The organism is Microbacterium gorillae (assembly GCF_000826185.2).
GTDB classification, from domain to species: Bacteria; Actinomycetota; Actinomycetes; order Actinomycetales; family Microbacteriaceae; genus Microbacterium; species Microbacterium gorillae.
Window position 1 is genome coordinate 1405030 of record NZ_LN648875.1, and the last position, 15564, is coordinate 1420593.

The 15564-nt window shown below is 70.7% G+C and carries 12 protein-coding genes; 7 read left to right on the forward strand and 5 right to left on the reverse strand.

The window, feature by feature from the left end:
• Positions 1 to 18: 18 nt before the first annotated feature.
• From BN1193_RS16245 to BN1193_RS16255, 3 genes are read right to left on the reverse strand one after another with little or no spacing between them, the layout of a single operon-like run.
• Positions 19 to 1092, reverse strand: a complete 1074-nt coding sequence (locus tag BN1193_RS16245; RefSeq protein ID WP_040168012.1) for a phosphotransferase family protein — start codon at positions 1090 to 1092, stop codon at positions 19 to 21.
• Positions 1089 to 2297, reverse strand: a complete 1209-nt coding sequence (locus tag BN1193_RS16250) for an acyl-CoA dehydrogenase family protein (protein ID WP_052460882.1) — start codon at positions 2295 to 2297, stop codon at positions 1089 to 1091. The genes BN1193_RS16245 and BN1193_RS16250 overlap by 4 nt, the downstream gene beginning before the upstream one ends.
• On the reverse strand, positions 2294 to 3046 hold the full coding sequence (locus BN1193_RS16255; protein WP_040168013.1) for an SDR family oxidoreductase: 753 nt from the start codon (positions 3044 to 3046) through the stop codon (positions 2294 to 2296). Before BN1193_RS16255 ends, BN1193_RS16250 begins: the two co-directional genes overlap by 4 nt.
• 171 nt (positions 3047 to 3217) lie before the next feature.
• Between BN1193_RS16255 and BN1193_RS16260 the strand changes: the two genes are divergently transcribed.
• From BN1193_RS16260 to BN1193_RS16275, 4 genes are read left to right on the forward strand one after another with little or no spacing between them, the layout of a single operon-like run.
• A complete protein-coding gene (locus BN1193_RS16260) occupies positions 3218 to 4369 on the forward strand; it encodes an acyl-CoA dehydrogenase family protein (RefSeq protein ID WP_040168014.1) in 1152 nt (383 codons plus the stop codon).
• Positions 4370 to 4380: 11 nt separating this feature from the next.
• Complete coding sequence (locus BN1193_RS16265) at positions 4381 to 5589, forward strand: acetyl-CoA C-acetyltransferase (protein ID WP_040168015.1); 1209 nt, start codon at positions 4381 to 4383, stop codon at positions 5587 to 5589.
• An 11-nt stretch (positions 5590 to 5600) separates the two neighbouring features.
• Positions 5601 to 7775 carry a 3-hydroxyacyl-CoA dehydrogenase NAD-binding domain-containing protein gene (locus tag BN1193_RS16270; RefSeq protein ID WP_040168016.1) on the forward strand — a complete coding sequence of 725 codons (2175 nt, stop codon included), beginning with the start codon at positions 5601 to 5603 and terminating at the stop codon, positions 7773 to 7775.
• Positions 7772 to 8794: an NAD(P)H-dependent flavin oxidoreductase gene (locus tag BN1193_RS16275; protein WP_326845058.1), complete on the forward strand. Its 1023-nt coding sequence runs from the start codon at positions 7772 to 7774 to the stop codon at positions 8792 to 8794. Before BN1193_RS16270 ends, BN1193_RS16275 begins: the two co-directional genes overlap by 4 nt.
• A gap of 30 nt (positions 8795 to 8824) precedes the next feature.
• Here BN1193_RS16275 and BN1193_RS16280 read toward each other — a convergent pair whose 3' ends face one another.
• Positions 8825 to 9430, reverse strand: coding sequence for a TetR/AcrR family transcriptional regulator (locus BN1193_RS16280; RefSeq protein ID WP_040168017.1), 606 nt, complete (start codon positions 9428 to 9430; stop codon positions 8825 to 8827).
• Between the two features lie 95 nt (positions 9431 to 9525).
• On the opposite strand from BN1193_RS16280, the gene BN1193_RS16285 reads away from it, so the two are divergent.
• On the forward strand, positions 9526 to 11067 hold the full coding sequence (locus tag BN1193_RS16285) for an aldehyde dehydrogenase family protein (RefSeq protein WP_230206530.1): 1542 nt from the start codon (positions 9526 to 9528) through the stop codon (positions 11065 to 11067).
• Between the two features lie 10 nt (positions 11068 to 11077).
• Here the strand turns inward: BN1193_RS16285 and BN1193_RS16290 are convergent, their stop codons facing one another.
• Positions 11078 to 12286, reverse strand: coding sequence for a TetR/AcrR family transcriptional regulator (locus tag BN1193_RS16290; RefSeq protein WP_052460883.1), 1209 nt, complete (start codon positions 12284 to 12286; stop codon positions 11078 to 11080).
• A 175-nt stretch (positions 12287 to 12461) separates the two neighbouring features.
• On the opposite strand from BN1193_RS16290, the gene BN1193_RS16295 reads away from it, so the two are divergent.
• Together BN1193_RS16295 and BN1193_RS16300 are read left to right on the forward strand one after the other, a co-directional pair.
• Positions 12462 to 14033 (forward strand): long-chain-fatty-acid--CoA ligase, encoded by a 1572-nt coding sequence (locus BN1193_RS16295; RefSeq protein ID WP_040168018.1) that lies wholly within the window; start codon positions 12462 to 12464, stop codon positions 14031 to 14033.
• Between the two features lie 2 nt (positions 14034 to 14035).
• The gene (locus BN1193_RS16300; protein ID WP_052460884.1) at positions 14036 to 15550 is read left to right on the forward strand and encodes an alcohol dehydrogenase catalytic domain-containing protein; all 1515 of its coding nucleotides are present in this window, start codon (positions 14036 to 14038) and stop codon (positions 15548 to 15550) included.
• Positions 15551 to 15564: the final 14 nt, after the last annotated feature.

Here is a 15564-nt window from a genome sequence, read left to right on the forward strand (position 1 = left end):
CGTCAGGGTAGCGGCTGGTCACAGCCGCAGGCGGGCCGCCTCCAGCAGAAGCGGGACGCCGTCGGCGAGAGCCGGACCGAACGTGTCGCCCGGACGCTCACCGTCGACCCAGCGCGTGTAGATCGCCTCGCAGAACACCGCGGCCTTGAACAGCGCGAGCGCCTCGTACCAGTCCAGCCGCGTGACGTCATCGCCGTGTCGTGCCGCGTACCGCGAGACGAGCTCGTCGCGCTCCGGGAAGCCGTCCAGCCGCGTGACCGGCGTCAGCTCCAGCGGCGTCGCGGTCACTCCCGGTCGAGCGTAGGTCGCGGTGAAGTAGCCGAGGTCAGCGAGCGGATCGCCGAGCGTCGCCATCTCCCAGTCCAGGATCGCCGCGACTCGGGCGGGAGCCCCGGGGGCGTACATGAGGTTCCCGATCCGGAAGTCCCCGTGCACGACGGCGTGACGCTGGGTGCGGGGCATCGTGGCGCGCAGGCGTGATGCGAGATCCGCCACGACCGTCCCATCGCGACGGGACACCATCGCCCACAGACCGGCGAACCGGGAGACCTGACGCTCGAGGTACCCGTCCGGACGTCCGAGGCGGGCCAGCTCGCCCTGGTCGACCGTCACCGCGTGCAGCTCGGCAAGGGTGTCGATGGCGGCGAATGCGATCCCCGCGCGCCCGGCCGCGGTGTCCAGCGCGGTCGGAATCGCGTCGGTGACGACCTCGCCCGTGATGTGCTCCATCACGTAGAACGGAACGCCGAGCACGGTGTCATCCGCGCAGACGGCGAGGATCTGCGGCACTCGAATGCCCGCGGCGGCGAGCTGCCGTTGCACGCGCGCCTCGCGCACCATGTCGTGCGCCGACGGGGGCAGCGGCGGTCGGGGCCCCCGACGCAGCACGACATCGCGGTCACCGACGCGGAGCGCGTACGTGATGTTCGACTGCCCGTCGCCGATGCGCTCCCAGGAGAGGGGACCGGTCCCGATCCCGGCGGACGCGAGGAACTCGGCGACGGCATCGAGCACGAGCAGCGGGGGCCGCTGCAGCGCGGCGGCATCGGTGGCCGTGGCGACGACCTCCACGCCGTCCGGACGGTCGATCATTCGGCCGGATCCGGGTCGACGACGTCCAGGCGGTGTGCACCGGCGGCGACCTCGCGCGTGCGCGCGGACGAGGCGCGGCGGGCGATCGCCCAGCGGTGGGTCTCGCTCGAGCCGTCGTAGATGCGGAACGGCCTGACCTCGTTGAGGTACTGGATCAGTCCGAGTCCGTCGGTGACGCCGTCCCCTCCGCAGAGTTGGACGGCGCGATCGATGATGCGGAAGATCGCCTCCGAGCAGTGCACCTTCGCGATGGAGGACAGCGCCTCGCCGGCCCGCGCATCCGTCTCCAGCAGCGCCGCGGTGCGCTCGATCATGGCGTCCGAGGTCGCGAGGTCGATCTCGCTGTCCGCGAGCAGAGCCTGCGCGACCCCCAACTCTCGCAGCGGTGAGCCGAACAACGACCGGGCCGCCGCGCGGTCCAGGGCGGTGTCCTGCGCGCGGCGGGCGAGGCCGAGCCAGCGCATGCAGTGGGTCAGGCGAGCCGGACCCAGGCGCATCTGGGCGTACCGGAATCCCGCGCCCGGCTCGCCCAGCACTTCCGCGTCCGGTACGAAGCAGTCCGTGAACGTGACGTACGGGTGGCCTCCGGAGATCGCGCTCTCGATGGTGTGGATGTCCGGCCCGATCGTGATGCCCGGCGCATCCAATCCGGTCAGGAACATGGTCGCGCCGTCGCGTTCGTCCTCGGACGTCCGGGCCATGACGATCGCGAACGCGGCCCCGCGCGCCCCGCTGATGAAACGTTTGCGTCCGGTGATGCGCCAACCGCCGTCGACGCGCACGGCTCGCGTGGTCAGTGCGCGCGGGTCCGACCCGGCCCCGGGGTGGGGCTCGGTCATCGCGAAGCTGGAGCGGACCTCGCCGCGGGCGAGCGGAGCGAGCCACCGTTCGCGCTGCGCCGGGGAGGCGACCAGATTCAGCAGGTGCATGTTGCCCTCATCCGGCGCCATCGCATTCAGCACCGCCGGTCCGATGAGCGAGTAGCCGGCCTCCTGCAGAACCGGCGACCACTGCGCCAGGGGCAGTCCGTGCCCCCCGAACTCCGTCGGTGCCAGGGGGGCGAACACTCCGGCGTCCCGGGCCTGACCGCGCAGATCGGCGAGGCGGTCGTCCGACAGTGTCACGCCGTGCGGCGGCTCGGCCGGCAGCACGACATCGCGGATGAAGGCGCGGGTGCGATCGCGCAGGTTCTCGGACCCGCTCACGCCGTCCCTCCCGCGCGCAGCAGTCCGCCATCGAGCGTCAGCACCTCGCCGGTGATCCACGCCGCGTCCGCGGAGAGCAGGAACGCGACCGCACCGGCGACGTCCTCTGGGGTGCCCAGCCGACGCAGTGGATAGGCCGCCGACACCTCCTCTTCGCGTCCCTCGTACAGCGCTCGCGCGAAGCGGGTCTTCACCACGGCGGGGGCGACGGCGTTCACCCGGATCCGCGGGGCGAGTTCGACCGCGAGCGTGGCGGTGAGGTGGGACACCGCGGCCTTCGTGATGCCGTACCAGCCGATGCCCGGCGACACGACCTCGCCGGTGACCGAGGACAGGTTCACGATGCTGCCCCCACGTTCGCCCATGCCGGAGCGCACCACCTCCTGAGTCCAGGCGAGCGTGCCGAGCACGTTGACCTCGAAGACCTTGCGCGCGGCGTCCAGGTCGAGGTCCGCGAGCGGGCCGTAAACGGGGTTGATGCCGGCGTTGTTCACGAGGGCGTCGATCGGACCGAGTTCGGAGACCGTCCGTCGCACGGTCTCCGTGCGCGCGTCCGGGTCATCGGCCGCACCCGCGACGCCGATCGCGGTGCCGGACGGAAAGCTCGCGACCGCCGCGTCCAGCTCCTCGGCGTGGCGTGCCGTGAGACAGACACGCGCACCGTCATCGACGAGTCGGCGGGCGATGGCCAGCCCGATTCCTCGACTGGCGCCGGTCACGATCGCCACCGTCGCAGGCCGTTCCGTCATCGGGATCTCGCTTTCCGGGCGGCCTCATCGCCGCGTCCTCATTCGAATCGTGGATAAGAAATCCGTGGCGCGCAACCCCCGCCGGAATCCTCGGTTGTGCTCCGCAGATTCTAATGCATAATAAAAACGTGCTCCTCGCGAGGCAGCGAGAGCGGATCGGAAGGCACGACGATGGCGCTGACACGGGACCTCTACGATGACGACCACCGGCAGTTCCAGGGTGTCGTGCGCGCGTTCGTGGAGCAGCACGCCCGTCCGAACGCGGACCGATGGGAGGCCGCCGGGCGCGTGGATCGTGAGCTCTTCCGCCACGCGGCCGACGCGGGGATCCTCGGCTATGCGATCGCGGAGGAGTACGGCGGTGCCGGTCTGCACGACTTCCGCTTCAACGCGATCATGGGCGAGGAACTCGCGCGTCATCCGGTGTCGGACGGGATGGCCGGTATCGCGCTGTCCAATGACATCGTCATCCCCTACTTCGCCGACCTGACCACCCCCGAGCAGCAGGCGCGGTGGCTTCCGGGCATCGCCGCGGGGGAGCTGATCGTCGCCGTCGCGATGACCGAACCCGGCACCGGCAGTGACCTGTCCGGCATCCGCACCTCTGCGGTGCGCGACGGGAACGCCTATCTGGTCAACGGATCGAAGATCTTCATCTCCAACGGGCAGAACGCCGACCTGATCGTCACCGCGGTGCGCACCGGACCCGATCCGCACCGGGGACTGAGTCTGCTCGTGATCGAGGCCGACAGCGCGGGGTTCTCGCGCGGGCGGAACCTGGACAAGATCGGTCTGCACGCGCAGGACACCTCGGAGCTGGTGTTCCAGGACGTCCGCGTGCCGGCGGCCAACCTGCTCGGGGCGGAGGGTGACGGGTTCGCGGGCCTGATGCGGAATCTGCCGCAGGAGCGGCTCTCGATCGCGGCCGCCGCGGTGGCCTCCGCGGAGGGGGTGCTGGAGCGCACCATCGCCTACGTCACCGACCGCACCGCGTTCGGCCGACCGGTCGGGTCGTTCCAGAACACCCGGTTCGAACTGGCCGAGATGACGACCGCGACCGGCGTCAGCCGCGCGTACATCGACCAGGCGATCCGTGCGCACGTTGCGGGCGCGCTCAGCGCGGAGGACGCGGCGGCGGCGAAGTTCTGGACCACCGAGCAGCTCGTGGGGACCGTCAACCGGTGCCTGCAGCTGCACGGCGGGTACGGGTACATGCGCGAGTACCGGATCGCGCGTGACTACGAGGACGCACGCATCACCACCATCTACGGCGGGACGACCGAGATCATGAAGGAGATCGTCGGTCGCTCTCTCGGACTCTGAGCGGAGACACCATGGCCGAGGCCTACATCTACGACGCGATCCGCACCCCGCGCGGGCGCAATCGCGGCGGTTCCCTGCACGGCACGAAGCCGGTCGACCTCGTCGTCGGTCTGATCCACGCCGCCCTCGAGCGCAGTCCGGGACTGGATCCGGCCGCCATCGACGACATCGTGCTCGGGGTGGTTTCGCCCGTCGGCGAGCAGGGCGGGGACATCGCCCGGACCGCCGCCCTGGTCGCGGGACTGCCCGAGACGGTTGCGGGGGTGCAGTTGAACCGCTTCTGCGCGTCCGGACTCGAGGCGGTCAACACGGCCGCGCAGAAGGTCGCGTCCGGCTTCGAGGACCTCGTGCTCGCCGGCGGTGTCGAATCCATGTCGCGCGTGCCGATCGGGTCCGACGGCGGCGCTTACGCGCAGGACCCGACGACGAACTACGACCTCTCATTCGTCCCGCAGGGCATCGGCGCCGACCTCATCGCAACGCTCGAGGGCTTCACACGCGCCGACGTGGACGCGTACGCCGCGGAATCCCAGCGACGGGCGGAGGCGGCTTGGCGCGAGGGGCGCTTCGCCGACTCGGTCATCCCGGTCCGGGACCAGAACGGCGTGATCCTGCTGGACACGGACGAGCATCGCCGTCCGGAATCCGATGAAGCCGCGCTGGCGGGGCTCCCGGCCGCCTTCGCCGCGCTCGGTGACCAGGGCGGGTTCGACGCGGTCGCGCTGCAGAAGTACCACGCCGTGGAGCGCATCGACCACGTCCACACGGCCGGTAACTCGTCCGGCATCGTGGACGGCGCGGCCCTGGTCGTCATCGGAAGTGCCGAGATCGGGGAGCGGTTCGGCCTCACGCCCCGCGCGCGGATCGTGGCGACCGCGGTCACCGGATCCGAGCCCACGATCATGCTGACCGGACCGACGCCGGCGACGCGGAAAGTGCTCGCGAAGGCCGGACTCGAGGTCGTCGACATCGACCTGTTCGAGTTGAACGAGGCGTTCGCCGCGGTGGTGATGAAGTGGATGAAGGACCTGGACATCCCGCACGAGAAGGTCAACGTCAACGGCGGAGCGATCGCGCTCGGCCATCCGCTCGGCGCCACCGGGGCGATGATCCTCGGCACCCTGCTCGACGAGCTGGAACGCCGGGACCTGCGCCGAGGACTGGCGACGCTGTGCGTCGGTGCGGGCATGGGCATCGCGACCATCATCGAGCGGATCTGAGAGGAGCACCGATGGACACCACCACGGACACCGGCTACGCGTGGGAGCAGGACGCCGACGGCGACGTCATCATCACGCTCGATGACCCGAACAGCGCGGTCAACACCATGAACGAGCACTTCACGGCAGCGCTGCACGCGACCGCCGACCGGCTCGAGGCGGAACGGGAGAGCATTCGGGGCGTCATCCTCGTCTCGGCGAAGAAGAGCTGGTTCGCCGGGGGAGACCTGAACCTGCTGCGCGCCGCGGATCCGTCCCGAGCGACCGAGGAGACGGCCCACATCAACGCCGTCAAGGCAGACCTCCGCCGCCTCGAAAGGCTCGGGAAGCCGGTCGTCGCGGCGATGAACGGAACCGCTCTCGGCGGCGGGCTCGAGGTCGCGCTCGCGGCCCACCACCGGATCATCGTCGACGACCCCCGCGCCCGCTTCGGTGTTCCCGAGGTCTCGCTGGGCCTGCTGCCCGGCGGCGGTGGCGTCACCCGTCTGGTCCGCATGCTCGGCCTGCAGCGGGCGCTGACGGAGGTGATCCTGCCGGCGACGAAGTTCGCACCCGGGGACGCCCTCGCGGCGGGCATCGTGGACGAGCTCGTGGACGATGCCGCGGACCTCGTCCCGCGCGCGAAGGCGTGGATCGCTCAGAATCCCGCACCGGTGAAGCCGTGGGACGAGAAGGGCTTCCGGCTGCCCGGGGGCGCCCCCACCTCGCCCGCACTGGCCGCGCTGCTGCCCGCGTTCCCGGCGACGCTGCGCAAGCAGCTCAAGGGCGCGCCGATGCCGGCTCCCCGGGCGGCGATGGCCGCGGCCGTCGAGGGGGCGTACGTCGACTTCGACACCGCCTCCCAGGTGGAGACGCGCTACCTCGTCGAGCTCACGCACGGTCAGGTCGCCAAGAACATGATCGGAGCGTTCTTCTTCGACCTGCAGCAGATCACCTCCGGCAGCAGTCGTCCCACCGGGATCCCGAAGCGCGCGGTGACGAAGGTCGGCGTGATCGGTGCCGGCATGATGGGCGCCGCGATCGCCTACGTCTCGGCCAAGGCCGGGATCGAGGTCGTCCTCAAGGACGTCACCATCGAGGCCGCCGAGAAGGGCAAGGACTACGCGCGCGGGCTGGAGGAGAAGGCGCTGCAGCGCGGGCGGACCACACCGGAGCGCAGCGCCGCACTGCTCGCGCGCATCACTGCGACGGCGGAGGCGAGCGCTTTCGTCGGGGTGGACTTCGTGATCGAGGCGGTGTTCGAGTCCGTGCCCCTGAAGCAGCGGGTGCTGGCCGAGGTCGAGAGCATCGTCCGCCCGGACGCGGTGCTCGGGTCGAACACGTCGACCCTGCCGATCACGGAGCTGGCCGAGGGCGTCACGCGCCACGAGGACGTCATCGGCATCCACTTCTTCTCTCCGGTGGACAAGATGCCGTTGGTGGAGATCGTCCGGGGTGCGAACACCTCCGACGAGGTCCTGGCGAGGACGTTCGATTACGTGCTGCAGATCCGCAAGACGCCGATCGTCGTCAACGATCGACGGGGATTCTTCACGTCGCGGGTCATCGGGCGGTTCGTCGCCGAGGCGGTCGCCGCCGTCGGTGAGGGCGTCGAGCCGGTGTCCGTGGAGCAGGCCGCGCTGCAGGCGGGCTATCCGGCCGGAGCCCTCCAGCTGCTGGACGAGCTCACGATCTCACTCTCGCGGAAGATCCGCGTGGAGACACGGGCCGCCACCGAGGCCGACGGCGGCACGTGGATCGAGCATCCGTCCGAGGCCGTCATGGACTGGATGGTCGAGGACGCCGAGCGTCCCGGACGACGGGCCGGCGGCGGGTTCTTCGAGTACGACGAGTCCGGGCGCCGAACCGGGATCTGGCCGGGGCTGCGCGAGCACTACGGCTCCGGACGCACCGTGCTGCCGCTGCGCGACCTGCAGGAGCGCATGCTGTTCGCCGAGGCGCTGGACACGGTCCGGTGCCTGGACGAGGGCGTGCTCACCTCCGTCGCGGACGCCAACATCGGCTCCATCTACGGCATCGGGTTCCCGGCCTGGACCGGCGGCGTGCTGCAGTACATCAACCAGTACGACGGGGGTCCGGCGGGCTTCGTGGTTCGCGCCCGCGAGCTCGCGGAGCGCTACGGCGACCACTTCCTGCCGCCGGCCTCGCTGGTCGCGAAGGCCGACGCCGGCGAGATCTACGCATGACCGAGCAGAAGGAGACCAACGACATGGACGCTGCGACCTCGACCAGCCCGCGCCTGCGGACGCGCTTCACCGAGGCGCTCGGCATCGATCATCCGGTGGTGCAGGGCGGCATGATGTGGGTCGGCCGCGCGGAACTGGCGGCGGCGGTGTCCGACGCCGGGGGTCTCGGGATGATCACCGCCCTCACGCAGCCCACGCCCGCCGACCTCGTCCGCGAGATCGAGCGGGCGCGGACCCTCACCGACAAGCCGTTCGGTGTGAATCTCACGATCCTGCCGTCGATCACTCCGCCGCCGTACGACGAGTACCGGCGGGCGATCATCGATGCCGGCATCACGATCGTGGAGACCGCCGGTGCGAACCCGGAACCGCACATGGACATGTTCCGCGACGCCGGCATCCGCGTGATCCACAAGTGCACCAGTGTGCGGCATGCGCTGAAAGCGGAGAAGGTCGGTGTGACGGCGGTGTCCACCGACGGCTTCGAGTGCGCCGGTCATCCGGGCGAGGACGATGTGCCGGGGCTCGTGCTCATCCCCGCCGCCGCCGACGCGCTGTCCATCCCGTTCATCGCGTCCGGGGGGTTCGCGGACGGGCGCGGATTGGCGGCCGCGCTCGCGCTCGGGGCCGACGGCGTGAACATGGGCACGCGCTTCATGTGCACCGTGGAGTCGCCGATCGCGCAGGCGGTGAAGGAGCGCATCGTCGCGGCGAGCGAGCTGGACACGAACCTCATCTTCCGGTCGCTGCGCAACACCGCCCGGGTGGCGAAGAACACCGTTTCCGACGAGGTCGTGCAGATCCTCGCCGCCGGCGGACAGTTCCCGGACGTGCAGCCGCTCGTCGCGGGAGTGCGCGGACGGAAGGTGTTCGAGGACGGCGACATCGAGGCCGGCATCTGGACCGTCGGGCTCGTGCAGGGGCTCATCCACGACATCCCGGCCGCCGGTGAGGTCGTTCGCCGCACCGTCGCGGACGCTCACGCGGTCCTCGCCGCGCGTCTGGCCCAGTTCTCCTGACCCGATCGCGCCCCGGGTGCTGAGCGGGCGTCAGGCTCCGGCGCCGAAGCGGACCATGTCCTGCGTCGAGCGGACGAGTTCGTCGAGACTCCGCGTGCGCGGATTCCACCACTCCACGGCCCAGTTCATCGAGCCGAGCAGCAGGAGCCGGAAGATGTTGATGTCCAGGTCCGCTCGCAGTTCACCGGCGTCCTGCGCGGTGTGGAACAGATCGCGCCAGATGCGGCTGTACGCCGCTTCCTCGGCCGCGGGTCGCACACGGAGGTGCTCCGGCACCTGGCCGGCGTTGCGGATGGACGCGGTGGTGTAGTCGGAGATCTGCAGCTCGTAGCGCAGGTGCGCATCGACGGCTGCGAGGATGCGCTCCAGCGCCGTCGCGTCGGACATGTCGCCGACGACCGCCTCGACATGCTCGCGGACCCGGTGCGCGCCGGCCCACATGACCTCCTCGACGAGGTCGTCGCGGGAGGCGTAGTAGTAGTAGATCGCCGGCGCCTGCAGCCCGGCGACCTCGGCGACGTCGGTCAGTCGCATCCCGGCGTATCCCTTGCGGCTGAGAACCTGCGCCGCGGCATCGAGGATCCGCTGTCGTGTGCGCTGCGACTTCTGCGTCGCGCCGTCCTCGCCCTGTGCCACGGCTGCCTCCCCGGAGGACCGGGCGGCCTCCGTCGCTCATTCTAACGGAGATTCGAAATCCTCTTGTGCCGCTCGGATGCCGCGCGCTAGTGTGAATGACCGTTAACTTCTCACTCAAGGACGAGATCTCGATCGAGATGGAGGAGCACATGACGCTCACGGCCGACCCCACCGACGGACTGACCACGACGGACCCGCGCGACGGTTCCGTGATCGCCGTCCATCCGCTCGCCGACGAGGCCGCCGTGCGCGCCGCGGTCAGCGCCGGCCGCGACGCCGCGCGCTGGTGGCGAGATCAGGGCTTCGCGGGCCGCCGGAAGCTGCTGCTGGCGTTCACGGGGGCGATCGCCCGCGACGCGGGCGAGCTCGCCGCCGTGATCGCACGGGAGACCGGCAAGCCCAGCGGCGACGCGCTGCTCGAGGTCATGCTGACGCTCGGGCACCTGGACTGGGCGGCCAAGCACGCGGCGAAGGTGCTGCGTCGGCGACGCGTCCCGTCCGGCCTGGCCAGCTACAACCAGCGCGCATCCGTAGGGTACGAGCCGTACGGTGTGGTCGGCGTGATCGGACCCTGGAACTATCCCTTCTACACACCCATGGGGTCGATTTCGTACGCGCTCGCGGCCGGCAACGCGATCGTGTTCAAGCCGAGCGAACTGACCCCCGGCACGGCGGTCTGGGTCGCCGAGAAGTGGCGCGAGGTCTGCGCGACGCCCGTCCTGCAGGTCGTGACGGGGGATCGGAGCACGGGTGCGCACCTGGTCTCCGCCGGCGTCGACAAGATCGCGTTCACCGGATCGACGAGCAGCGCGAAGCGCGTGATGGCCGCGTGTGCGCAGACGCTCACCCCGCTGGTCGCCGAGTGCGGCGGAAAGGACGCGCTGATCGTGGCTGCGGACGCCGACCTGGACCAGGCGGCGGACTTCATCGCGTTCGGGGCGTTCGGCAACGCCGGACAGACGTGCGTCGGTGTCGAGCGCGTGTACGTCGAGGCGCCCGTCCGGGATCAGCTGATCGCGAAGGTGCGTGAGCGCGCCGAGCGCATCCGCACGGCCGGTGACGATGCGACATACGGCCCGATGACGCTCGAATCCCAGTCGGAGGTCGTCGCCGCGCACATCGCGGACGCGCTCGCTCGTGGCGGGACCGCCGTCCTGGGTGGTCCGGATGCCGTGCACGGGCGCACGGTGGATCCGGTCGTGCTCGTGGACGTGCCCGAGGACGCCGACGCCGTCCGGCTGGAGACGTTCGGGCCCACCGTGGTGATCAACACGGTGGCGGATCTCGACGACGCGGTCACTCGGGCGAACGCGACGGACTACGGTCTCGGCGCAGCGGTGTTCACGAAGGATCGCCGCACCGGCGAACGGATCGCGAGCCGGCTCGTGTCCGGCGTCGTCACGATCAACTCGGTCCTCGGTTTCGCGGCGATCGGTGCGCTCCCGTTCGGCGGACGCCGCGGATCCGGCTTCGGCCGCATCCACGGCGCCGACGGTCTGCGGGAGTTCAGCACGCCCAAGTCGGTCGCTCGGCAGGCGAGCAAGGCCGTGCTGAATCTGCTCACTCTGGAGCGGACACCGCGCGACATGCACCTCGCCGAGCGGATGATCCCGATGCTGCACGGCAAGGGGCGCTGAACCGGCCGCGTCAGCGGATACCGAGCACCGTCTCCACGAGCCGCGCGAGTCGGGAGGCCGCGGCGGCATCCCGATCCGCGAGCAGCGGAGCCTGGTCGGACACGACGTTGAGGCCGGCGTGCACGAGCACGGTTGCCTCCCGCTCGGGGAGCTCCGGCCGCACCGCTCGCAGCAGTTCCACCCACTCGTCCACATGCGCGCGCTGCACGGCGCGCAGTCGACGCTGCTCGTCCGGGCCGAGGTTTCCGATCTCGGAGAAGTAGACCCGCATGAGCCCGAGGTGCGCGAACGTGTAGTCGATGTACGCGCGGCACAGTGCCCGCAGCTCCGTCACCGGGTCCGGGGCGGTCGCTCGGGCCGCACGGACGGAACCGTCCAGCTCGGCCGCAGCGCGTTCGCATGCGGCCAGCAGCAGAGCGGCCTTGCCGTCGTAGTGCCGGTAGACCCCGGACGGCGTGAGGTCGACTTCGAGCGCGAGGTCCTCGATCGTGACCTCGTTGTACCCCCGCTTCGCGAAGAGGCGGACGGCGGCCTCCGCCAGCCGCACGCGGCGTCCCGCATCCACGGGCTGATCTGCGGGAGCGGGCACGGGCGCCGTGGTGTCAGTGACCGCCGGTTCGCTGTCGAGGACCCGCCACGCCGCCTCGCGCAGGAGGGTCCGCAGCGGGCGAACCGCGAGCACGGTGCGGTGGGACGTGATGCCGGCGGCGACGCTCAGCGCGCCGAGCACGAGAAATCGACGGTCCGCCTCGCTCACCTCCGGACGCGCCACGCGGTGCGCCCGCGCGAACCGCTCCCGGAGCGCGTCGAACTCGCCGCGCATGCGCCGACGGTCCTGCGGGTTCAGGTAGCGCGCCTCCCAGCGATAGATGCCGCCCGTCGCGCGGAGTTCGATCGTGGTGCTGATCGCGGCGTCCAGCAGGGCCTCCAGCGCCGCACGCGCCTGCGCCGGCGTCCCGATCGGGAGCGCGGCCGCCGCATCGGAGTCCTCGATGAGTCGATGTGCGAGCACGAAGGCCGTGCGGGCGAACAGCGCGTACTTGTTCGGGAAGTGGCGGTAGAGCGCCGGCGCGGAGATGCCGACCGCCGCCGCGATGTCCTGCATGCCGACGGCGTGATAGCCCTGGCGTGCGAACGCGAGGGCCGCCGCCTCCTCGATCCGCTGCTTGCGGTCCCGCGGCCGGACGCGCGGCGCGGCGGGATCCACGGTGGTCGACATGCCGCCAGCCTACCTTCCGCGTGGTGAGCGGCGGTTCACTTCGAACGCTGGTCGACATGTGAATCGTCATTAACAAAATGCGTGACTTCCGTCACGATCGCTGGCATACTCGACCGCGAGCCCGGATACCGCGACGATGCGGCATCGCTACGAAGACGTATGAGAGGGACCCGCCATGACCGAGCCGAGCAGCATCCCCGCAACCGTCCGCCGCAATCACTGGATGAACCAGGTCGCGACCCACGCGCAGAACAAGCCGGACGCTCCCGCCTTCCGCTACCTGGGCGAGACCACCACGTGGGCGCAGGCGAGCGAACGGATGGACGCCCTCGCCGCGGCGCTCGCGCGTCGCGGGGTCAGGGCCGGAGATCGGGTGCTGCTGCTCACGCTGAACCGACCCGAAGTGGTGCTGTCGGTCTTCGCCGTCAACCGACTCGGCGCCATCGCGGTGCCGATCAACATTCGACTCACCCCCGCCGAGATCGCCTACATCGTCGATGACGCCGACGCGAGCGTGCTCATCGTCGAGCAGCCCCTGGCCCCGCTCGTCGGGGCCGTGGCGCAGCTGACCGATCGGATCCGTCGCGTCATCGTGATCGGTGGGGCCGGCGAGGGGCAGGAGGCGTGGGCGGACCTCGTCGCGGAGGACCTCGACGGCTTCCAGGCTCCGGACGTCGCGGAGGACACGACCTGCCTGATCATGTACACCTCCGGCACGACCGGGCGACCGAAGGGGGCGATGCTCGACCACATCAACCTGTTCGCGCAGTCGCTGACCCTGGTCCGCGTGAACCAGGTCTTCGACGAGGAGGACATCTCATTCCTGACCGCGCCGCTGTTCCACATCGCCGGCCTCGGTTCGATCGCCCCGAACTTCGTCATCGGCATCCCGACCGTCATCCACCCGCTCGGGGCGTTCAACCCGACCGATCTGCTGGACACCTGGGAGAAGGAGCGGGCGACCATCGTGTTCAACGTTCCCCAGCAGTGGCAGGTCATCTGCGCGGACCCGACGATCGCGGAACGCGACCTGCACCTGCGGATCATCAGCTGGGGCGCGGCCCCGGCGTCCGAGACGCTGCTGCGGCAGATGGCCGACTGCTTCCCGCACGCCACGAACGTCGCGGTGTTCGGCCAGACCGAGATGACGCCGATCACGTGTGCGCTCGGCGGCGAGGATTCGTTGCGCAAGCTCGGCAGCGTCGGTCGTCCGATCCCGACGCTGCAGTACCGCGTGGTCGATGAGGATCTGCAGGACGTCCCCCGGGGCACGGTCGGTGAGATCGTCTACCGAGGCCCGAACCTGATGAAGGGCTACTGGCGCAAGCCGGAGGAGACCGCCGCGGCGTTCGAGGGCGGGTGGTTCCACTCCGGTGACCTCGTGCGTCAGGACGAGGAGGGCTTCGTCTGGGTGGTGGACCGGAAGAAGGACATGATCATCTCCGGCGGCGAGAACGTGTACTGCGCGGAAGTCGAGAACGTCCTGGCGGCGCATCCGGCGATCCTCGAAGCCGCGGTCTACGGTCGCGCGGACGAGAAGTGGGGTGAGGTTCCCGTGGCGGCGATCGCCCTCGTGCCGGGGCAGACGCTCACGATCGCGCAGCTGCAGGAGTGGCTCGGGGACAAGCTGGCGCGCTTCAAGCAGCCGACGGACCTCGCCGTCGTCCCCGCGCTGCCGCGCAACGCCGCCGGCAAGGTCAACAAGGTCGCCCTGCGCACGAGTGATCGCGCGCTGGCGCCGGCATAGGCGTGGTTCAGGGTCGGGCCGCGCTCGTCAGCGAGCGCGGCGGATCCGTCACCGTCGCCGCCGTGCGGGTGCGCCCGCCCGGCCCCGGCGAGGTGCTGGTCCGCATCGCCGCGAGCGGGGTGTGCCCCACCGACCTGTTCGGAATCGCCGGTGGGGCGGGCGAGCGCTTCCCCGGCGTCTTCGGGCACGAGGGGGCGGGCACCATCGAGCGCGTGGGTGCGGACGTGACGGACCTCGCCGCCGGCGACCGCGTGGTGCTCAGCTTCGCTTCATGCGGCACGTGCCCGGCGTGCCGGAACGGGCACCCGGCGTCCTGTCGGTGCTTCGCGCAGCTCAATCATGCGCACCGCTCCGACGCCGAGGCGGCGTCGGGTCCACTGGTCACCGGGTGGATGTCGCAGTCGTCCTGGGCCACGCACGTGGTCGTGCCGGCCTCCAGCGCGGTGGTGATCGACGACGACATCCCGTGGGCCGTCGCCGCCACCTTCGGCTGCGGCGTGCTCACCGGTGCGGGGACCGTGCTGAATGTGCTGCGACCGGACCCGGACGACGCGCTGCTGGTCATCGGCGCGGGCACGACCGGTCTGTCGGCCATCCTGGCCGCCGCACATCGCGGGGTCCGCCGGATCGTGGTGGTCGAGCCGCTGGCGGAGCGGCGCGACCTGGCGCGCGAGCTCGGCGCGACGGGGGCGTGGGATCCCGCGGAGCTGTCCGGGATGTCCGATGTGACGCACGCGATCGACACCGTCGGCAGTCAGGAGGCGATCTCCGCGGCCCTCGGCGCGATCGGTCCGGGTGGCGTCGTGGCCACCGTCGCGCTGCGGCCCGGAGCGAACGACATGCTCCTGTCGCAATCGCGCCTCCTCCGGGGCCGGGCGATCACCGGCGTGATCGAGGGTGACGCGGACACCCGCCGCGATGTGCCGCTGCTCGCCGCCCTCTGGCGCGCCGGCCGTCTCCCGGTGCAGCGCTTCATCACCACCTACGACTTCACCGACGTCGATCGGGCCGTGGAGGACCTGCGTGCCGGCCGCGTGATCAAACCGGTCCTGCTCCTGGGTGAGGACGGCGCACGGGAACCGGTCGCTCCGGTGGCACCGGAGGCGCTGTCCCAGGACGATCTCGCGCGGCTGTGGCGCTCCCTGCCGGCCGTGGCTCCCCGTGAGCTGCGCGGGCTCTGGCGCGGACGCGGACTCAGCCCGGATCACCCCGCTCACCGCCTGCTGGAGGGGACCCGCTGGTACGGCAAGCGCTTCATCGATGACGACCACGTCATCCCCCTGGTGTGCCGACGCCCGGACGGCTCGCTCTCTGACGAGGCGGATACCGCCCGGTTGTTCACCGCCGTGCACGACGGTCTCACCACCGCGGCAATGGCCTATGACAGCCGCCCGATCATCGACCTGTTCGCGCGCTTGGACGCCGACCGCGTGCTCGGCGTGATGACGGGCCGGCGTGCCGCGGGACCGGACGGCCGGTTCTACCACTTCGTCCTCGAGCGCGTGGCAGACGGGTGATCGTGACCGCGGGC